The organism is Neorhizobium sp. 2083 (assembly GCF_031455615.1).
Lineage (GTDB): Bacteria > Pseudomonadota > Alphaproteobacteria > Rhizobiales > Rhizobiaceae > Neorhizobium.
On sequence record NZ_JAVDTC010000006.1, the window covers coordinates 158,431 to 176,869 of the forward strand.

At 62.2% G+C, this 18,439-nt stretch carries 18 protein-coding genes and 2 riboswitches; of the genes, 10 read left to right on the forward strand and 8 right to left on the reverse strand.

Features of this window, described 5'->3' with window-relative positions; all coding sequences use genetic code 11:
* Positions 1-2 precede the first annotated feature (2 nt).
* From J2X76_RS22535 to J2X76_RS22550, 4 genes are all read left to right on the forward strand, one after another.
* Positions 3-416 (forward strand): RNA-binding S4 domain-containing protein, encoded by a 414-nt coding sequence (locus tag J2X76_RS22535; protein WP_310219542.1) that lies wholly within the window; start codon positions 3-5, stop codon positions 414-416.
* Positions 417-620: 204 nt separating this feature from the next.
* Complete coding sequence (gene fdxA, locus J2X76_RS22540) at positions 621-959, forward strand: ferredoxin FdxA (RefSeq protein ID WP_113126792.1); 339 nt, start codon at positions 621-623, stop codon at positions 957-959.
* 386 nt (positions 960-1,345) lie between these two features.
* Positions 1,346-1,921, forward strand: a complete 576-nt coding sequence (locus J2X76_RS22545; protein WP_113126793.1) for a CarD family transcriptional regulator — start codon at positions 1,346-1,348, stop codon at positions 1,919-1,921.
* 306 nt (positions 1,922-2,227) lie between these two features.
* Positions 2,228-3,094: an RNA polymerase factor sigma-32 gene (locus tag J2X76_RS22550; RefSeq protein WP_007771992.1), complete on the forward strand. Its 867-nt coding sequence runs from the start codon at positions 2,228-2,230 to the stop codon at positions 3,092-3,094.
* Positions 3,095-3,109: 15 nt separating this feature from the next.
* Here the strand turns inward: J2X76_RS22550 and J2X76_RS22555 are convergent, their stop codons facing one another.
* A complete protein-coding gene (locus tag J2X76_RS22555) occupies positions 3,110-4,645 on the reverse strand; it encodes a M48 family metalloprotease (RefSeq protein WP_405030077.1) in 1,536 nt (511 codons plus the stop codon).
* 297 nt (positions 4,646-4,942) lie between these two features.
* On the opposite strand from J2X76_RS22555, the gene J2X76_RS22560 reads away from it, so the two are divergent.
* A complete protein-coding gene (locus tag J2X76_RS22560; RefSeq protein ID WP_113285147.1) occupies positions 4,943-5,455 on the forward strand; it encodes a helix-turn-helix domain-containing protein in 513 nt (170 codons plus the stop codon).
* The gene (locus J2X76_RS22565) at positions 5,452-6,867 is read left to right on the forward strand and encodes an MATE family efflux transporter (RefSeq protein ID WP_310219546.1); all 1,416 of its coding nucleotides are present in this window, start codon (positions 5,452-5,454) and stop codon (positions 6,865-6,867) included. The genes J2X76_RS22560 and J2X76_RS22565 overlap by 4 nt, the downstream gene beginning before the upstream one ends.
* On the opposite strand, the gene J2X76_RS22570 is transcribed toward J2X76_RS22565, so the two are convergent.
* The 7 genes from J2X76_RS22570 to J2X76_RS22600 form a co-directional block, all read right to left on the reverse strand.
* Positions 6,868-7,575, reverse strand: a complete 708-nt coding sequence (locus tag J2X76_RS22570; protein WP_310219548.1) for an ATP-binding cassette domain-containing protein — start codon at positions 7,573-7,575, stop codon at positions 6,868-6,870.
* Positions 7,568-9,187 carry a thiamine/thiamine pyrophosphate ABC transporter permease ThiP gene (thiP, locus tag J2X76_RS22575; protein WP_310219550.1) on the reverse strand — a complete coding sequence of 540 codons (1,620 nt, stop codon included), beginning with the start codon at positions 9,185-9,187 and terminating at the stop codon, positions 7,568-7,570. The genes J2X76_RS22570 and thiP overlap by 8 nt, the downstream gene beginning before the upstream one ends.
* A gap of 20 nt (positions 9,188-9,207) precedes the next feature.
* On the reverse strand, positions 9,208-10,218 hold the full coding sequence (thiB, locus tag J2X76_RS22580) for a thiamine ABC transporter substrate binding subunit (protein ID WP_310219552.1): 1,011 nt from the start codon (positions 10,216-10,218) through the stop codon (positions 9,208-9,210).
* A 40-nt stretch (positions 10,219-10,258) separates the two neighbouring features.
* A riboswitch (TPP riboswitch) is annotated at positions 10,259-10,367 on the reverse strand.
* Positions 10,368-10,414: 47 nt separating this feature from the next.
* Positions 10,415-10,813 carry a VOC family protein gene (locus J2X76_RS22585; RefSeq protein ID WP_310219554.1) on the reverse strand — a complete coding sequence of 133 codons (399 nt, stop codon included), beginning with the start codon at positions 10,811-10,813 and terminating at the stop codon, positions 10,415-10,417.
* A 94-nt stretch (positions 10,814-10,907) separates the two neighbouring features.
* Positions 10,908-11,357: a response regulator gene (locus tag J2X76_RS22590; RefSeq protein ID WP_310219555.1), complete on the reverse strand. Its 450-nt coding sequence runs from the start codon at positions 11,355-11,357 to the stop codon at positions 10,908-10,910.
* 160 nt (positions 11,358-11,517) lie between these two features.
* Positions 11,518-13,338: an ABC-F family ATP-binding cassette domain-containing protein gene (locus J2X76_RS22595; protein ID WP_310219557.1), complete on the reverse strand. Its 1,821-nt coding sequence runs from the start codon at positions 13,336-13,338 to the stop codon at positions 11,518-11,520.
* A gap of 4 nt (positions 13,339-13,342) precedes the next feature.
* Positions 13,343-13,999, reverse strand: a complete 657-nt coding sequence (locus J2X76_RS22600; protein WP_310219895.1) for a thiamine diphosphokinase — start codon at positions 13,997-13,999, stop codon at positions 13,343-13,345.
* A 94-nt stretch (positions 14,000-14,093) separates the two neighbouring features.
* On the opposite strand from J2X76_RS22600, the gene J2X76_RS22605 reads away from it, so the two are divergent.
* The 4 genes from J2X76_RS22605 to J2X76_RS22620 all read left to right on the forward strand — a co-directional run bounded on the left by J2X76_RS22605 (position 14,094) and on the right by J2X76_RS22620 (position 18,357).
* Positions 14,094-14,933, forward strand: a complete 840-nt coding sequence (locus J2X76_RS22605; protein ID WP_310219558.1) for a MoxR family ATPase — start codon at positions 14,094-14,096, stop codon at positions 14,931-14,933.
* A gap of 53 nt (positions 14,934-14,986) precedes the next feature.
* Positions 14,987-15,064, forward strand: a riboswitch (SAM riboswitch).
* A gap of 59 nt (positions 15,065-15,123) precedes the next feature.
* Positions 15,124-16,044: a homoserine O-succinyltransferase gene (gene metA / locus J2X76_RS22610; RefSeq protein ID WP_310219560.1), complete on the forward strand. Its 921-nt coding sequence runs from the start codon at positions 15,124-15,126 to the stop codon at positions 16,042-16,044.
* Positions 16,045-16,056: 12 nt separating this feature from the next.
* Complete coding sequence (locus J2X76_RS22615) at positions 16,057-17,238, forward strand: VWA domain-containing protein (RefSeq protein ID WP_310219562.1); 1,182 nt, start codon at positions 16,057-16,059, stop codon at positions 17,236-17,238.
* A gap of 96 nt (positions 17,239-17,334) precedes the next feature.
* Positions 17,335-18,357 (forward strand): aldose epimerase family protein, encoded by a 1,023-nt coding sequence (locus J2X76_RS22620; protein ID WP_310219564.1) that lies wholly within the window; start codon positions 17,335-17,337, stop codon positions 18,355-18,357.
* Positions 18,358-18,439: the final 82 nt, after the last annotated feature.

Sequence of the window (18,439 nt, forward strand, 5' to 3'; positions counted from 1 at the left end):
CCATGACGGAAAAACAGCCACAATCCGGTTCGCGCCAGCGCATCGACAAGTGGCTGTTTTTTGCCCGCATGGCAAAGTCGCGGTCGATCGCCCAGGACCTGATCCGCTCCAACCATGTGCGGGTGAACGGCGATCTGGTTTCACAGCCGAGCGCCCAGGTGAAGCCGGGCGACCGCATCGATCTGACGCTCGAGCGTCGCGATCTCGTGCTGGTGGTCAAGGCCGGCGGGGAAAGGCGGGGCCCCTTCGAGGAGGCCCGGCTGCTTTACGAGGAACTCAGTCCGCCTCCGGACGAAACAAAAAGGCTGACGCTGTTCGAGCAGGCGCAACGCGTGCAGGGAAGCGGGCGGCCGACCAAGAAGGAGCGCCGAGAGACAGATCGGCTGTTTCCCGGCATAGACGCGGACCTTGATTAGAAAAAACCACCCGTTCGGCGCCGGTTTTCAGCACGGATATCCTTGCTAAGCAAAGCCAAAGGCTTTACCTGACTGTCGAAAAGCCGGATCCGCCTACCTCCTGTCAGTTTCGCAGTTGGGTTTTCGCCTCTCCCGGCTTTCCGGTGTGCCGGCGCTTTCCATCCGTCGACGTGCCGCTGATCCGCGATAGTCCTGGAGTGCCGCATGACGTATGTCGTGACCGACAATTGTATCCGCTGCAAGTATACCGACTGCGTCGAGGTCTGCCCGGTCGACTGTTTTTATGAAGGCGAAAACTTCCTCGCCATTCATCCCGACGAGTGCATCGATTGCGGCGTCTGCGAGCCGGAATGTCCCGCCGAGGCGATCAAGCCGGATACCGAGCCGGGCCTCGACAAATGGCTCAAGATCAATGCGGAATTCGCCCAGATCTGGCCCAACATCACCGTCAAGCGCGACGCCCTGCCCGAGGCCAAGGAGATGGACGGCGTCGCCAACAAATACGAGCAGTATTTCTCCGCCGAACCGGGCAAGGGCGACTGAGATTTGCCGCGCCGGCATGGCTCGGTAGCGGTTTCGAATCACTTTGCCTTTTTGTTGGGCAGAGTGCGGGTGTGGCGCTCTGTGCACGTGCAAAAGCAAATTATTGATTTCCGCACTTTTTTGTGGTAGACAATAAGGACTGTTCCACAAGGCGGCACGTGCGTGCCCAAAAAACATCACGAAAGCAACAGACCACCCAACGCGCGGTTTCCGTGACATTGCAACGCTTGAATGTTGTCGGTCGCAGTTCGCGATGGGGTGTTTTTCGCTCGCGTTGGCCGGATCAGTATGGAGTGACCCGACGGTTTCCCCCGTCTCATCCGGGCCTGACAGACCCGGTTCCCCCGACCCGGCAACGGGTGAGTAACAGGGAGTTTGTGAAACGAATGACGACAACTCAGCAGAAAAAGACTTCTCCCGCACGCCAGGGCTTCAAGACTGGTGAATCGATTGTTTATCCCGCTCATGGTGTAGGCACTATCTCTGCTATCGAAGAGCAGGAAGTCGCCGGCATGAAGCTCGAGCTTTTCGTAATCGATTTCGAAAAAGACAAGATGCGCCTCAAGGTGCCGGTCGCAAAGGCCGTCAGCATCGGCATGCGCAAGCTTTCCGAAACGGATTTTGTCGAGCGTGCTCTCAAGGTCGTTCAGGGCAAGGCTCGTGTGAAGCGCACCATGTGGTCGCGCCGCGCGCAGGAATATGATGCCAAGATCAATTCCGGCGACCTGATTTCGATCGCGGAAGTGGTTCGTGACCTCTATCGCGCCGAAAATCAGCCGGAACAGTCCTATTCCGAGCGCCAGCTTTATGAAGCTGCCCTTGACCGCATGGCTCGTGAAATCGCCGCCGTGAACAAGATGTCCGAAACCGAAGCCGTCCGCCTTGTCGAGGTCAACCTCGCCAAGGGTCCCAAGCGCGGCAAAAATATCGAGGAAGACGAGGCGCAGGAAGAAGCAGCCTGATCCTCCAAAACCACGGTTCTCTCAAAAACCCGGCCTTCGAGCCGGGTTTTTTATTGGAACTTTTTGCCTGCCTCCGCGTTAACCCGCCGGAACGGCGAACTGATGTGTGATCGGTTTGCGTTCGGGACAGCTTAAGTGCGGGGCGGAAGATCGGTCTGTCGAACCGATGTGGATCCCCCGCTGAACTCAAGACGAGGGGAGCAAGAGCGGCAGGAAAACAAGCAGTCATCGTTCGGGCTTGTCGCACGGTGTTTCTAGTTTGTGACCCGCTGTTTTTGTCGGATCAGACCGTTCACGGAGAACACGATGACAGCCATGTCCGCAGACCGCACCATGATCAAGATTGCAATGTCGGCTCCGTATCTCGCCCGGGAGGAGGAGCGCGATCTGGCGGTCCGATGGAAGGACGATCAGGACCAGGATGCCCGCAACCAGATTGCCCTTGCGCATATGCGTCTTGTGATCGCCATGGCATCGAAGTTCCGCGGCTTCGGTCTGCCGATGAGCGACCTGGTACAAGAAGGCTATGTAGGGCTGCTTGAAGCGGCGGCAAGGTTTGAGCCGGCGCGGGACGTACGTTTTTCCACTTATGCCAGCTGGTGGATCCGCGCTTCGATGCAGGATTATATTCTCCGGAACTGGTCCATCGTCCGTGGCGGCACCAGTTCCGCGCAGAAGGCTTTGTTCTTCAACCTTCGCCGGCTGCGCGCCAAGCTCGCGCGGGGCGATTCCAATCTCACCGCCCGGGCCATTCACGAGGAGATCGCGGTCGCGCTCGGCGTCAGTGTCGCCGACGTCCAGACCATGGATGCCCGCCTCTCCGGCAATGATTCCTCGCTGCAGGCGCCATCGATCGCCGGCGATGCAGATAGCGGCGAGCGCCTCGACATGCTGGCCAGCGCCGAGCCGCTGCCGGACGAGCAGGTTTCCGGCATGATCGACGGAGAGCGGCGCCTCAAATGGCTGCAGGGCGCGCTCACCAAGCTCAACGACCGGGAAAAGAAGATCATTCGCGCCCGCCGTCTGACCGACGACGGCGCGACGCTCGAAGCGCTGGGTGCCGAACTCGGCATTTCCAAGGAACGGGTGCGGCAGATCGAAAGCCGGGCGATCGAAAAGCTCAAGTCGGCGCTGGTCTCCGCCAATCCGCAGATGGCAGCCGCCGCCTGCTGAGGCGGCTCTGCGACGTCATTCAGAGATGATCTTGAACTTCTGGCCCGGCGATATCGTCGCGGCCACCGGCAATGCATTGATCAGCTTGAAGAGATCGAGCTTGCGATCGGTACCCATCATGCGCGCCGAGAGCGAGGCGACCGTGTCGTCCTTGGTGGCGGTGACGATGCGGACCCTGAGCGGCTTGAGCGACGCTATTTCCTGAGGGGTCATCCGGCGGAAGGTCGTGCGCAATGTATCGGCGGTCGTCTGAAGCGCCGGGCTTCCCTTCGGCACGGCCGTCAGGAAGCGGAAAATCTGATTGTCGACGCGGATGACGGTGACGTCGAAGTCCCAGCGTTCGGCGGAGGCGCGCGCGGTCGCGGCAGGCATGCCGTTCACCTGGATCTCCCGCACCGTTTCCGGCTGCAGGCCGGCGACCCAGCCGCTCGTCAGGTAGTTGGACAGGTTGTCGTTGTCGCCCGCGGCGACGCCGTCGAAACGGATCGCAGTCTCGCCGGGACCGGTCGCCAGGACCGCTTCCACCTTGTTGTCTATCCGGAAATCCGGGGGCACGTCGAAACGGATGCCGAGGCTGCCGTGCATGAAAGTCTGGCCGCGGACATAGCCTTCCTGCGGGCTGTCGCCGTAAAGCAGGCCGTCGATGCCGGCGATATAATAATCGCGGCCCTTGTCGCCGACGGTGCCTTCCTGGCCGAAATTGCGGGCGTGGCGGCGGGCGAGATCGACGCGCTGGGCGGAATTCGGGTGGCTCGACAGGAAGTCGAGGCTCTGGTCATTGTCCGGATCGACCGCGGAATAACGGGCATAGGCCGCCATGGAATCCAGGAACCGTGCCGCGGCATAGGGGTCGTAACCCGCTTCGCCCAGCATCCGCACGCCGATCACGTCGGCCTGCAGCTCCTGCTGGCGCGAGAAGGCGGCGAGCCTCAGCTTGCCGCGGGCCAGCGCCTGCTTGCCGGCGAGATCGCTGGAGAGAACTTCGGCGACGACGCGGCTCGCAATCACTTCCGCCTCTTCGCGGCGCTGGCGTTCGATACCGTGGTTGGCGGTCACATGGCCCATTTCATGCGAAAGCACGGCCGCGACTTCCGATGCGTCATTGGCGAGCGCCAGAAGCCCGCGCGTCACATAGAGATAACCCCCCGGCAGCGCGAAAGCGTTGATCGCCGGCGAATTCAGGATGGTGATGCGGAACGACTGGTTGGGATTTTCCGAAACCGCCGTCAGGGCGCCGGCGATGCGGGCGACCAGACGCTCGGTCTTGGCGTCGCGATATTCCCCGCCGTAGCTTGCGACGATGCGTGGATGCTCGCGTGCGCCCATCTGCGCCCGCGGATCGTTCTTCTGCACCTCGTCGACGATCTGCGGCGAGTCGGACGGGGAGACATTCGGCGTATAGGCCTGATCGAAGATCGACTGGCAGCCGGAAAGGACCGCGCTGCCCAGCAGCAGGGCGCTCAAAACCCGCCAGCCGGGCAGGGCGCGGACAATCGTCCCGACAGCCGGGATCGCCTCGCGCCTCATCGTCCTCGTCTTCCGCACCATCATTCCCAAGGTCCGCCATCCAGCTTGGCAGAGGTCTCTCGATCCAAGCCGGCTCCTTACTCTATGTCGCTTAGCGATTTTCGCGTCGCATGCACAGATGCTCTTATTGAAATATGTCTTGCTGGCGCGTTTGCAATGAAAATCCCCGCTGCCTTTCCGCGATGCCATCGCGGAAAGTCCAAATTGTGGCGAGCTTTCTAACGGTCCAACAGCCTTCGTCGCGAAACGTGATCGCGGAAATAGTTACTTGCTAATTGAAAGTAACTATGCCACAAGGCTTGCGATCACCTGGAGCAAGCCATGAAACGAACTGGTCCCACCGATAGCGGCTGTCCGGTGCTGCGCAGTCTCAGGCATGTCGGCGATGCCTGGAGCTTCCTGATCCTGCGCGATGCGCTGGCGGGGGCGACGCGGTTCGATGAATTCCAACGCAACCTCGAGATCGCCCCGAACATCCTGACGAACCGGCTGGCCTCTTTGGTTGAATCCGGTCTTCTGGAACGGCGGCGCTACTGCGACCGGCCCCCGCGCGACGAATACCATCTCACGCAGCGGGGCCGCGATTTCCGGCCCGTATTGCAGGCGTTGCTTGTCTGGGGCAATCAGCATCTGGCGCCGGAAGGCGAGAGCGTGGTCATCGTCAACCGGGAGACCGGCGAACAGGCCGAACCGGTGATGGTCGACCGGCTCAGCGGCAGGCCGCTCAGCGATCCGGTCTTCACCAACGCCTCCGGCCCAGCCGCCGGCGACCGCATCCGCCGTCGCTACCCATCCATGGACCAGTTCCCGCAGCACGAAGAGGCTGACCGATGAGCGCCGTTACCACCGAAGCCTTCGCAGCGACGCCTGCCTTCGAAGCCGTCAACGCGGCGCCGATCAATCCGCGGACTCGCCAACTGCTGCAGGATCCTATCCTGCCGATGCTGATCCGGCTCGCATGGCCGAATATCCTGATCATGCTGGCCCAGGCCTCGACCGGGCTGATCGAAACCTGGTGGGTTTCGCACATGGGTACCGCCGCGCTTGCCGGCATGGCGCTGGTCTTTCCGGCCGTGATGCTGATGCAGATGATGTCCGCCGGTGGATTCGGCGGAGCGATCTCGTCGGCCATCGCCCGCGCGCTCGGCAGTGGCCGGCGTGACGATGCCGATCTCCTCGCCTGGCATGCCGTGGTGGTCAATGTCGCGCTCGGGCTATTGTTCTCGGCGATCATGCTCACCTTCGGTCGGCCGATCTATCAGGCGCTCGGGGGCGAAGGGCAGGAACTCGAGGCCGCGCTTACCTATTCGAACGTCGTCTTCGGCGGCATGATCTTCGTCTGGCTGATGAACGGTCTGGCAAGCGTCGTGCGCGGCACCGGCAACATGCTGTTCCCGGCGCTCGTCACCTGCGTGGGGGCCGCGCTGCTGGTGCCCGTGTCACCCCTGCTGATCTTCGGCTTCGGCCCGTTTCAGGGACTCGGCATTGCCGGCGGCGGTCTGGCGCTGGTGCTCTACAGTTTCGGCGGCACCGCGGTTCTTAGCTGGTACATCCTTTCCGGTCGCAATCTGGTGCGCTTCGGGGCGGGGCCGCTTCGCTGGACGATGTTCCGGGATATTGTACGCCTGGGGGCGGCGGCTGCGATCAATTCCGTCCTCACCAACGTGACCATCGGCATTGCCACGGCACTGGTGGCGACCAAGGCGGGGGTCTCGGCAGTCGCCGGCTTCGGCACCGGTGCGCGGCTCGAATATCTGCTGATCCCGGTGATCTTCGGCATCGGTGCGCCGATGGTGGCAATGGTCGGCACCAATATGGGCGCCGGCCAGAAAGATCGCGCCATCCGCATCGCCTTCACCGGCGCGGCCATTGCCTTCGCCATCACCGAGGCGATCGGCCTGATCGCGGCGATCTTTCCCGTCGCCTGGATTTCGCTGTTCAGCGAGGAGCACGGTGCGATCGATGCCGGCGTCGCCTATCTGCAGATCGTCGGACCGGTCTATGGTTTCTTCGGCGGAGGGCTGGCGCTGTATTTTGCCTCGCAGGGTGCGGGCCAGCTTCTCTGGCCGCTTGCCTGCGGTTTCCTGAGGCTGGCGATCGCCGGCCTCGGGGGCTGGCTGGCGCTGGAACTCACCGGGTCGCTGAACGGTTTGTTCTTCGCGCTGGCGGCCGGGCTGGTCGCTTACGGCGGGATCCTGTTCCTCGCCATCCGCTCGGGCGCCTGGTTCCGCCGAAAGGCGGCCTGATCAGCCGGAGAGGAATTCGGCAAGCGGCGGAATATCGCGCCGGGTCAGGAATTCCTCGGTCGGTGCCTGCAGCAGGACGTGGCCGTGGTCGATGAAGACGGCATGGTCGGCAAGCCGGCCGACTTCGTCCGGATCGTGGGTGACGACCAGCACGGTATTGCCCGTCTCGCGGTGCAGGTCGGCGAGCAGGTTGGCCATCGAGAGCCGGAGGCCGGGATCGAGCGCCGCAAACGGCTCGTCCATCAGCAGGACCGGTTTCCGGCGCACCAGAGCCCGGGCGAAGGCGGCACGCTGTCTTTCGCCGCCGGAAAGCGTTCCCGGCATGCGCCTTTCAAAATCACCGAGGCCGACGCGTTCCAGCGCCTGCGAGATTGCCGTGCGGTCGCTGCCGGACAATTTGAGCGACGGACTGATGCCGAGTCCGATATTGGTGGCGAGGTCCAGATGGGCGAAGAGATTGTTGTCCTGGAAGATCAGGGAGACGGGACGCTCCGAAGGATGTTTCTCCGTCACATCCTCGCCGGCGATCAGGATCCGGCCTTGATCGGGCGTCTCAAAACCGGCAACGAGGTTGAGGAGGGTCGATTTGCCGGAGCCGGATGGGCCGGTGACCGCCGTCACGGCGCCGGCCGGGAGCCGGCAATCGAAGCGGAATTCCTTCGTGCCGAGCTTCAGCTCCACCTTGTCCAGCGCGACCGCATCAGCCACGTTTCGCCTCCCTTTGACCGCTGGTGCCGATCATCGTCAGCCCCAGGCAGATGATGCCGAGGATGAGCGCCAGCCCGTCGGCATCATTGGTGCGATAGCTGGATAGCCGGCTATAGACAAGCCAGGGCAGGGTGGTGAGGTCGCTGGAGCCGAACAGCGCCACGGCTCCCAGATCGCCGAGCGACAGCGCCATGGCGAAGGAGAGCGCGGTGAACAGCGGTTTTGCGAGAACCGGAAAATCTATCCGCCAAACCCGCGAAAAGCCCGAGACGCCGAGACTGGCCGCCAGCCTGCCTGTCCGTTTGCGATGTGTCTCGACGGCGGGTGCCAGGACGCGCATCACGAAAGGTAGCGCCATCAGCATATTGATGATTGCGACGAGCGCTGGGGCAAAACGCGCGACATCGCCGAAAGGCCGCAGCATCAGGAACCAGCCGGTACCGAGCACGACCGGCGGCACGAGCAGGACCAGCGAGGACATGGTCCCGAGGGAGAGGGAAAATGCCCTGGCAGTTCCGCCGGGCTGCTTCATGTCGGTTACCGCCTCGCGCGCGGCGATGATCGCGAGCGACGTCAGGACTGCCAATAGCCCGGCGGAAAGGGCGATTGCAAAACTCGTCCAGGCCGCGCGCAGGAAGGCGGCGCTGGTGACGAGGCTCCAGAGATTGGCCCGAGCGCCAGCGGCAACGATCGATGCCAGCGGCAGGATCAGGAAGGCGGTGGCAAGCAGGATGGCGAACGTGTCCCAGAGCCAAGCCGGCACCGTTCGGCCATCGAAGCGGCGCATGGCCCGGCCTGCCGTGATGCCGGTGTCATCAGGTGCCGGGAAAAGCGAAATCGCGATCAGGACCAGCGCCGTGATGCCAATCTGCAGCAGCGACAGCGCGATGGCGCGGGGTGGGTCGAAATCGAAGCGCAGCGACTGGTAGATCGCCACTTCGAGCGTCGTCGCGGCCGGTCCGCCGCCGAGCACCAGGACCAGTGTGAAACTGGTGGCGCAGAGCATGAAGATCAGTCCGGTTATGCCGGGGATGACGCGCCGCGCCGCGGGCCATTCGATGAAACGGAAGACGGAAAAGGGTTTCATTCCAAGGCTGGAGGAGAGCAGCCAATATTCCGCCGGCAGACGCTCCAGTGCCGCGAGCAGCAGCCTTGCCGCGAGCGGCAGGTTGAAGAACACATGCGCGAGCAGGATGCCGGATAACCCGTAAATGCTGACCGGCTGCTCAAGACCGAGCTTCAACAGTAGGCTGTTCATCACTCCTTGCCGGCCCCAGATGCCGATCAGGCCGAGCGCGCCGATCAACACCGGCAGGCCCATGGGCAGCGCCATCAACCGGATGATCCAGATGCGGCCCGGAAAGCGTGGGCGGCGTGCGAGCGCCAGGGCGACGGGGAGCGCGAAGACGACCGAAAGCAAAGTCGAGAGAGCCGCCTGGAGCAGCGTGAAACGCAGGATTCGCCAGGTATAGGCGGTAAACAGCCGGCTTTGGGTATTGCCCGCGTCCCAGGAGAGAAGGGCGGCGACAGCGATGCCGACGAAGAGGGCGATGCCGACGAGGCTGAGGAGCCCCCAGCCTATCCCCCGTCTCCGTTCAGCGCGTGTCAGCATGGGATCAGTTCATGCCCATTTTAGTTCATGCTCATGGCGGTCAGCCATTCGTCGATCCAGGTCTGGCGATTCCTGGCGACCTCGTCGGACCCCATGAGGAAAGTCTTGCCCGGCTGCACCAGCTTGTTGAAGGCGTCCGGAAGCGGTGTGGAGGTTTTTGCGACCGGCATCATCCAGTTGGTGGTCGGGATGACATCCTGGAAAGCCGGCGACACCATGAATTTCAGGAACTGTTTCGCCAGATCCTTGTCGCCCGCGCCCTTTAGCAGGCCGGCAACCTCGATCTGGATGTAGTGACCTTCGGAGAAGGACGCGGCCTGATAGCGGTCGGTCTTTTCCTCGACCATGTGATAGGCGGGCGAGGTCGTGTAGGAAAACACCATCGGCACCTCGCCCTTGGTGAACAGGCCGTAGGCCTCCGACCAGCCGGGCGTGACGGTCAGCACGCGTTTCCTGAGTTTTGCCCACGCCTCGGGCGCCTTGTCGCCATAGACCGATTTCACCCAGAGCAGCAGGCCGAGGCCCGGTGTCGAGGTGCGCGGGTCCTCGATGGCGATCTTCTGCGCTGGATCGCCGTCTACCAGTTCCTTGAGGCTCTTGGGCGGGTTCTTCATCGCCTGGGTATCGTAGACGACGGCGAAATGGCCGTAATCGTAGGGAATGAACGTGTCGTCGCTGTAATTGCCCGGCACCTTGGCGGCGGAGGCGTCGAGCCCGTGCGGCTCGAAAAGACCGGTCGCCTTGGCCTCGGAGATCAGGTTGGTGTCGAGGCCGAGCGCGATATCGGCATCGGTGCCCTGGCCTTCGAGCTTCAGGCGGGTGAGAAGCGCCACGCCATCGGCGACGCCGACGAAATTCAGCTTGCAGGCGCAGGTCTTCTCGAACGCCTCCTTCACCTTGGGGCCTGGACCCCAGTCGGAAATGAAGCTCTCGTAGGTATAGACGGTCAGCGTCTTTTCCTCAGCCTCGGCCGGCGCGGAGAAGGAAAGAGCGGCTGCGGCCGTCAATATCGAAAGAATGGTTCTGCGCATCAGCGCCTCCTCTGCTTGCGTTACAAGGGGAATAGGCGCTGATGAAGAGCCGTCTAATCCCTCCGCCGGTGTTAACCGGATCAGGTTCCGCGGGTTGGCCTCAAGGCCTCTCAGCCGCGCGAAAACGCGCGGCACCCCGTTAGAGCGAGACCAGATCTAGCGGCGGCGGGATTGACTGGCAAGAGGCCGGGCGGGATCAGGCGGCGGCGCCCATATCCATGTACATGATTTCCCAGACATGGCCGTCCGGATCCTGGAAGCTGCAGCCGTACATCGGACCCATTTCAAGGTTCGGCCTCCATTCGCCGCCACCGGCGCCGAGTGCCCTGGCCTTGAAGTCGTCGACCTCGGCGCGGCTGCCGGCGGAGAGGCAGTTCAGCACTTCCTTGGATGTCCGGGCGTCGGAAATGTCGCCGTTGATGAAGCCCCTGAATTTTTCGTGGGTGAGCAGCATCACGTGGATATGCTCGCTGACGACCATGCAGCTTGCCGTTTCGTCGGAGAAATTGGGGTTCCTGGTAAAGCCGAGCGCGGTATAAAAATCCGTCGCAACCGTGATGTCGACGACCGGCAGGTTCACAAAAATCATTCTCATCGGGTAATATCCTCTCCGTTTTTCCCGGCACATCCGCGTGCCTCACCCAAGGACGAAGAATAGGAGACAATCCCGACATCGATGTTAAATTTTCTCAGTGGTTCTGCGGAAACACCTTCAGCTCGCGCGGCACGATCGCCATGCCGCCGAGCCGGTTGGCGATGGCGTAGTCGATCGTCTTCTCGACGACGTCGGGCATGACGGGCTTGGTGAGGACACCGAGCGAGCCTTTGACGCCACCTTCCACATCGTCCGGATTGGCCGTCATGAAGACGACGGTGATGCCGTATTGCTCGGCAAGTTCACGGCCGATCTCCGGGCCGGTCCGGCCATCGGAAAGATTGACATCGACCAGGGCGATATCGGCGTAGGCCGCGAGCGCCAAGGCGTGTTTGCGGGCGTTCGCAAAACCGGCCACTTTCAGGCCCATGGATTCCACGGTTTCGGCCACATCGAGCGCGATCAGAAACTCGTCCTCGACGATCATCACTCGTTGATTCATCGCTTCCGCGGCCAGCCGACGACGCGTAACATTTGTCAGCATTGGAGTCCCCATTCGGTTGATCGGTTCCTTCGCTGGCCGATGAGTCCCAAGGACACCCCGACCGTTATTGACCCATCGAACGTCTCGGGAAGCTACATGTTCCGGTCCGCGACAAATATTTTTTTAGCTAACTATCTGTTAAGCATAACAAATCGTAAAACTAACCTTCGATTTCCTCACGCAGCATTTCGAGCTCCAGCCATTCTTCTTCCATTTTGCCGATGCTTTGGCGGAGTTTTTCCATCTCCGCGGCCAGCTTGTTGAAGGCGGCGGGATCCTTGGTGAAGAGATTGGGATCGGCCATCTTCTTTTCGCGGGCGGCGATCTCGGCCTCGGCCTTCGCCATTTCCTTCGGCAGGTTTTCGAGCGCGAATTTCTGCTTGTAGGAAAGCTTGCCCTTGGCCTTGGGTGCTTCGGCGGCCGGAGCGGCGGTATCGGTCTTCGCCTTGTCGGCCTTTTCCGCGCGGCGTTTTTCCTCCTGGGCGCCCTTCCGTTGCGCCAGCATGTCGGTATAGCCGCCGGCATATTCGATCCAGCGGCCATCCGGTGCATCCGGATTGGCGGGGGCGATGGTGGAGGTGACGGTGCGGTCGAGGAAGTCGCGGTCATGGCTGACGAGGATGACGGTGCCGGTATAGCCGGCGACGATTTCCTGCAGCAGGTCCAGCGTCTCGATGTCGAGGTCGTTGGTCGGTTCGTCCAATATCAGCAGGTTCGAAGGCCGCGCCATGATGCGGGCAAGCATCAGACGGGCGCGCTCGCCGCCCGACAGGTTCTTGATCGGTGTCCTGATCTGCTCCGGCTGGAACAGGAAGTCCTTCATGTAGCCCGCGACATGCCGCTGTTCGCCGTTGACCAGCAGCGTCTCGCCGCGGCCATCCGTCAGATAGTGGGACAGGGTGTCCTCGGGGTTCAGGTCCTCGCGCTTCTGGTCGAGCGTGGCGATTTCGAGGTTGGTGCCGAGCTTGACGGTTCCGGTGTCGGGGGTGAGCTGGCCGGTCAGCATCTTCAGAAGCGTCGTCTTGCCGGCGCCGTTCGGGCCGACGAGACCGATGCAGTCGCCGCGATGCACGCGGATCGAGAAGGGTGCGACGATCGGCCGGTCGTAGGTCTTGGTGATGTTTTCGGCCTCGATGACCAGCTTGCCGGATTCGCGGCCTTCGCTGACGGTCGCCTGCACCGTGCCCTGCGGTCCCTTGTGGCCGCGATAGTTCGAACGCATCGTCTGCAGCTCGCCGAGGCGGCGCATGTTGCGCTTGCGCCGTGCGGTGACGCCGTAACGCAGCCAGTGTTCCTCGCGCTCGATTGCCTTGCCGAGCTTGTGCTGTTCCAGCTCTTCGGCCTCCAGCACCTCGTCGCGCCAGGCTTCGAACTCGCCGAAACCGCGGTTGAGACGCCGCGACGTGCCGCGGTCGAGCCAGACGGTGGCGTTCGACACCTTTTCGAGGAAACGGCGGTCATGCGAGATCACCACCAGCGCGCTTCTCGTCTTGCGCAGCTCGTCTTCCAGCCATTCGATGGTCGGCAGGTCGAGATGGTTGGTCGGCTCGTCGAGCATCAGGATGTCGGGCTCCGGCGCCATGACGCGGGCAAGTGCCGCGCGGCGTGACTCGCCGCCGGAAAGCGTGTTCGGATCTTCCTGGCCGGTGAGGCCGAGATGTTCGAGCAGGTAGGTGACGCGATAGGGATCGTCGCCCGGACCGAGGCCCGCTTCGGCATAGGCCTGCACGGTCGAATAACCGGCGAAATCCGGTGCCTGTTCGAGATAGCGGATGGTCGAGGACGGATGGCGGAACACTTCGCCCGATTGCGGCTCAACCATGCCGGCAGCGATCTTCATCAGGGTGGATTTGCCGGAACCGTTGCGGCCGACGAGGCAGATGCGGTCGCCCGGCTCCACCTGCATGCCGGCGCCGGCCAGCAGCGGCGCACCGCCGAAGCTCAGGAAGATATCGTCAAGTTTCAGGATAGGGGGGGCCAAAAGCTCAGGCTCCTGTCATGTCGTAGGGGCGGGCAAGGATCATCGCCCTGCCGCTCTTTAGATGGAATTCCACCGGGCCTTCCGCAACGTTCGAGACGGTGCGCGAGGAGCCGAAGGGAAGCGAAAAGTCGTCGAGCGGATACCGTGCACCGATGATATCGAGCCCTTCCAGGTCCGAGAAGCCGATCACGGAAAACAGGGAGCCCTTGGGCAGGCCGAGCGTCTTTGCGCCCGGCAGCAGCGGCATGGCTTCCTCGTCGCCGGAGGTCAGCAGGATGTCGAGGCCGCGTTCGGCAAGGCTCATGGCGTGAAAGAAGTGCTGGAGCGCGTGGTCGCTGCGCTCGCCGCCGAGCGCGCCGACGAAGATCAGCCTTGCTGCGCCCCTTTCGATGGCCCCGGTCGTCGCGATCTCGCCGTCTGTCTCGTTCTTGGCCGGCGGAAAGGCCTGCCGCTCGACGCCCGGGAACTGCGCGATCAGCGCGGCATCGGAAGAGTCGAAATCGCCCACCCAGAGTTCCGGCGTCACGCCCAGCGCCGCCGCATGGCGCATGCCGCTGTCGGCCGCGATGAAGCGGCTGCCGGCAACTGCGTCCCGCAGGCGGTCGGTGACGGTGAGATTGCCGCCGAGCAGAATGGTGAAGGTCGAATGGCTCATGCGCATTGCCCATAGCGCAAAGCCGGCCGAAAGGGAAAGCTGTTGCACCGCCGGGGATGAGCTTTTAGTTTGCGGCGCGTTGATCGATCAGGATGCCGAGATGCAGTTTCAGGGTACAGCGGACTATATTGCCGACAAGGATCTGATGGTGGCGGTCAACGCCGCGATCCGGCTCGAACGTCCGTTGCTGGTGAAAGGCGAGCCCGGCACCGGCAAGACGGAGCTGGCGCGGCAGGTGGCTGCGGCGCTGGGCCTCGACCTGATCGAATGGAACATCAAGTCCACCACCAAGGCGCAGCAAGGGCTCTACGAGTATGACGCCGTCTCGCGGCTGCGTGACAGCCAGCTCGGTGACGAGCGCGTCCACGACGTCGCCAACTATATCCGCCGTGGCAAGCTGTGGCAGGCATTCGCGTCGGAGCAGAAGCTGGTGCTGTTGATCGACGAGATCGACAAGGCGGATATCGAATTCCCGAACGACCTGCTGCAGGAACTCGACCGCATGGAATTCCATGTCTACGAGACCGGCGAGATGGTGAAGGCCAGGGTCCGGCCGATCGTGATCATCACCTCCAACAACGAGAAGGAACTGCCGGACGCCTTCCTGCGCCGCTGTTTCTTCCACTATATCCGCTTCCCGGATGTCGATACGCTCGCCCGCATCGTCGAGGTTCATTATCCCGGCATCAAGCAGACATTGGTGCGCAATGCGCTGACGCAGTTCTACGAAATCCGCGAAATGCCGGGGCTGAAGAAGAAGCCTTCGACGTCCGAAGCGCTGGACTGGATCCGGCTTCTGGTCTCCGACGATGTCGACCCGTCCGATCTGCGCGGCGACGTCAAGAACGCGCTTCCGAAGCTGCATGGCGCGCTCTTGAAGAACGAGCAGGACGTGCATCTGTTCGAGCGGATGGCCTTCATGGCTCGACGGGAGCGGTGAGCGGAAGATTTTGCTCCCATTGACGCCGGCCATAGCAAGGCGTATTTGAGCTTCTGAGAATTCGTGGTGATTTGGCCGGCCGGCTTGCAGCCACGTTAAAAAAGTCGCTAAAGGGCCGCGAGAAGATGTCTTCCCACGGACCGGTCGCGATTTTTGTCGTCGCCGGTTTTTTATTTTGTTGGGTAAAGACATGCCGATCAAGATTCCCGATACGCTGCCCGCATTCAGCACGCTCGTTTCCGAGGGTGTGCGGGTGATGACCGAAACCGTGGCGGTGCGGCAGGACATTCGTCCGCTGCAGATCGGGCTCCTCAACCTCATGCCGAACAAGATCAAGACCGAGCTGCAGATGGCGCGCCTCGTCGGCGCCTCGCCGCTGCAGGTCGAGTTCTCGCTGATCCGCATCGGCGGCCACAAGGCCAAGAACACGTCGGAAGATCATCTCCTCTCGTTCTATGAGACCTGGGAAGAGGTGAAGCATCGCAAGTTCGACGGCTTCATCATCACCGGCGCGCCGATCGAGACGCTTGCCTTCGAGGACGTCACCTATTGGGACGAGATGAGACAAATTCTCGACTGGACCGCGACCAACGTGCATTCGACCATGAATGTCTGCTGGGGTGCGATGGCGGCGATCTATCACTTCCACGGCGTGCCGAAATACGAGCTGAAGGAAAAGGCGTTCGGCGTCTATCGCCACCGCAACCTCGTGCCGTCCTCGATCTATCTCAACGGGTTTTCGGACGATTTCCAGGTGCCGGTGTCGCGCTGGACGGAGGTCCGCCGCCCCGATATCGAAAAGCACCCGGATCTCGAGATCCTGATGGAATCCGACGAGATGGGCATTTGCCTGGTGCATGAGAAGGCCGGCAAGCGGCTCTACATGTTCAACCACGTGGAATACGACTCCACGTCGCTGGCGGACGAATATTTCCGCGACGTCAACGCCGGCGTGCCGATCAAGATGCCGCATAACTATTTCCCGCATAACGACGACACGCTGACGCCCTTGAACCGTTGGCGCAGCCATGCACATCTTCTGTTCGGCAACTGGATCAACGAGATCTACCAGACGACTTCGTATGATCTGGAGAAGATCGGTACCGAATAGGGTCTCGACGCGATGTTCATTCCCTTCTTCCTGCAGCTCAAGGAAGCGAAGATCCCGGTGACGCTCCGGGAATTCCTTGCGCTTCTGGAGGGCATGGAAGAAGGGATCGCGGATTTCGATGTGGAGGCCTTCTATTTCCTCGCCCGCACCGCGCTGGTGAAGGACGAGCGGCATATCGACAAATTCGACCGGGTCTTTTCGTCCTATTTCCAGGGACTTGAATCGGTCTCCGGCAGGTCGGGCGTGGATGTCGCTAACATCCCCGAGGAATGGCTGCGCAAGCTCACCGAAAAACACCTGACCGACGAGGAAAAGAAACTCGTCGAGTCGCTGGGTGGTTTCGAGAAGCTGATGGAGACGCTGCGCCAGCGGCTGGAGGAGCAGAAGGGCCGGCATCAGGGCGGCTCGAAATGGATCGGCACCGGCGGCACCTCCCCCTTCGGCGCCTATGGCTACAATCCGGAAGGCGTGCGGATCGGCCAGGACCAGTCCCGCCATCGCCGGGCGGTGAAGGTCTGGGACAAACGCGAATTTGCCGATTTCGACGACAAGGTCGAGCTCGGCACTCGCAACATCAAGCTGGCGCTGAAGCGGTTGCGCCGCTGGGTGCGGGAAGGGGCGGTCGAGGAATTCGACCTGCCCGGCACGATCCGTTCCACCGCCGAACACGGTTATCTCGATGTCCAGACCCGGCCGGAGCGGCGTAACGCGGTCAAGCTGCTGATGTTCTTCGATGTCGGCGGCTCGATGGACGACCATATCCGCGTTGTCGAGGAACTGTTCTCGGCGGCTCGTGCAGAGTTCCGGCATATGGAGCATTTTTACTTCCACAATTGCCTCTACGAGGGCGTGTGGAAGGAGAACCGCCGCCGGTCGGACCGGACGCCGACGCTCGACCTCATCCGCAGCTACGGCGCCGACTACAAGGTGATCTTCGTCGGCGACGCGTCGATGAGCCCCTACGAGATCACCCATACCGGCGGTTCGGTCGAACACTGGAACCAGGAGCCGGGCGAGGCCTGGCTCAAGCGGGTCACCGATCATTTCCACCGCTGCGTCTGGCTCAATCCGGTGCCGCAGGACCATTGGAGCCATACGACTTCCATCACCCTGGTGCGGCGGCTGATGACCGAGCGGATGTTTCCCCTGACACTTGGCGGGTTGGAACAGGCGACCCGCACGCTGACCCGCTGAGTTTGCTTTTCCCTGAACTTTATCGGTTCCCGGCGTTGCGGCCTGCCGTCAAATCGCGCAGTTTGCCGCAAAATCTATTGGTGGAGGAGCAATCCCATGGCGGATCAGAATTTCGAAGTTTTCGGCACCACGGAAAAGGGCGAAACCGTCCATCGCGTCCGGATTTCCGGCGGCGGGCTGACGGCCAGCGTCATCACCTGGGGTGCGGTGATCCAGGATCTCAGGCTCGAAGGCCATCAGCCGCCGCTGGTGCTCGGTTTCGAGCGGTTTGAGGACTACCTGAACCATTCCCCCTATTTCGGCGCAACGCCGGGGCGTTCGTCCAACCGTACCGGCGGCGGTCGTTTCACGCTGGATGGCAAGCCGTATCAGCTCGAGCTGAACGAACGGGGCGTCACCCACCTTCACGGCGGCTCCGACGGCATCGGGCGCCGCAACTGGACGATCGTCGAACACGCCGCGGACAAGGCGGTGCTGCGGATCACCGATCCGGATGGCCGAGCCGGGTATCCCGGAAACTGCACGATCACCGCGACCTACCAGCTCAAAAAGGACGGCGTGCTTTCCGTCGTCTACGAATCCACCACGGACCAGCCGACGCCCGCCAATATATGCCAGCATTCCTATTTCAATCTCGACGGCCGTGAGGATGCGCTCGGCCACGACATCATGATCGCCGCCGACCATGTGCTCGTCCTAGACGAGAAACAGGTGCCGACCGGCGAATTGATGGACGTCGCCGGCACGCCTTTCGATCTCAGGGACATGGGGCCGATGAAACGTTTCGACGAGAACGCGCAGGTCCTGTTCGATCATAATTTCTGCCTCTCTCCGGAGCGAACGGACAAGCGCTCGGTCGCTTTGGCGCGCAGCATCCATTCCGGCGTATCGTTGGAGGTTCGCACCACCGAGCCGGGCGTCCAGCTTTATGCCGCCTTCAAGCTGCCGCAGATCCCCGTGCCTGGACTTGACGGACGCCGCTATGGGCCTTTTGCCGGGTTCTGCCTGGAAACCCAGGTCTGGCCGGATGCCATCAACCATGCCCATTTCCCCAATGCGGTGCTGCGTCCGGGCGAGGTGCTGCGGCAGGAGACGGACTACATCTTCTCGAAGCAATGATTGCCAGGGCCTTTGCAGGGCCGGGCTCATCGCAGCCTGGCCAAGCAACTCCTGTCGCGGCGCGTTGCCTTGCTTCGGTGAG

Excerpts from the sequence above, each read along its gene's own strand:
- J2X76_RS22535 (WP_310219542.1), top strand. The coding sequence starts at position 3 with ATGACGGAAAAACAGCCACAATCCGGTTCGCGCCAGCGCATCGACAAG.
- fdxA (WP_113126792.1), top strand. The coding sequence starts at position 621 with ATGACGTATGTCGTGACCGACAATTGTATCCGCTGCAAGTATACCGAC.
- J2X76_RS22545 (WP_113126793.1), top strand. The coding sequence starts at position 1,346 with ATGACGACAACTCAGCAGAAAAAGACTTCTCCCGCACGCCAGGGCTTC.
- J2X76_RS22550 (WP_007771992.1), top strand. The coding sequence starts at position 2,228 with ATGACAGCCATGTCCGCAGACCGCACCATGATCAAGATTGCAATGTCG.
- J2X76_RS22555 (WP_405030077.1), bottom strand. The coding sequence starts at position 4,645 with ATGATGGTGCGGAAGACGAGGACGATGAGGCGCGAGGCGATCCCGGCT.
- J2X76_RS22560 (WP_113285147.1), top strand. The coding sequence starts at position 4,943 with ATGAAACGAACTGGTCCCACCGATAGCGGCTGTCCGGTGCTGCGCAGT.
- J2X76_RS22565 (WP_310219546.1), top strand. The coding sequence starts at position 5,452 with ATGAGCGCCGTTACCACCGAAGCCTTCGCAGCGACGCCTGCCTTCGAA.
- thiP (WP_310219550.1), bottom strand. The coding sequence starts at position 9,187 with ATGCTGACACGCGCTGAACGGAGACGGGGGATAGGCTGGGGGCTCCTC.
- thiB (WP_310219552.1), bottom strand. The coding sequence starts at position 10,218 with ATGCGCAGAACCATTCTTTCGATATTGACGGCCGCAGCCGCTCTTTCC.
- J2X76_RS22585 (WP_310219554.1), bottom strand. The coding sequence starts at position 10,813 with ATGAGAATGATTTTTGTGAACCTGCCGGTCGTCGACATCACGGTTGCG.
- J2X76_RS22590 (WP_310219555.1), bottom strand. The coding sequence starts at position 11,357 with ATGCTGACAAATGTTACGCGTCGTCGGCTGGCCGCGGAAGCGATGAAT.
- J2X76_RS22600 (WP_310219895.1), bottom strand. The coding sequence starts at position 13,999 with ATGCGCATGAGCCATTCGACCTTCACCATTCTGCTCGGCGGCAATCTC.
- J2X76_RS22605 (WP_310219558.1), top strand. The coding sequence starts at position 14,094 with ATGCAGTTTCAGGGTACAGCGGACTATATTGCCGACAAGGATCTGATG.
- metA (WP_310219560.1), top strand. The coding sequence starts at position 15,124 with ATGCCGATCAAGATTCCCGATACGCTGCCCGCATTCAGCACGCTCGTT.
- J2X76_RS22615 (WP_310219562.1), top strand. The coding sequence starts at position 16,057 with ATGTTCATTCCCTTCTTCCTGCAGCTCAAGGAAGCGAAGATCCCGGTG.
- J2X76_RS22620 (WP_310219564.1), top strand. The coding sequence starts at position 17,335 with ATGGCGGATCAGAATTTCGAAGTTTTCGGCACCACGGAAAAGGGCGAA.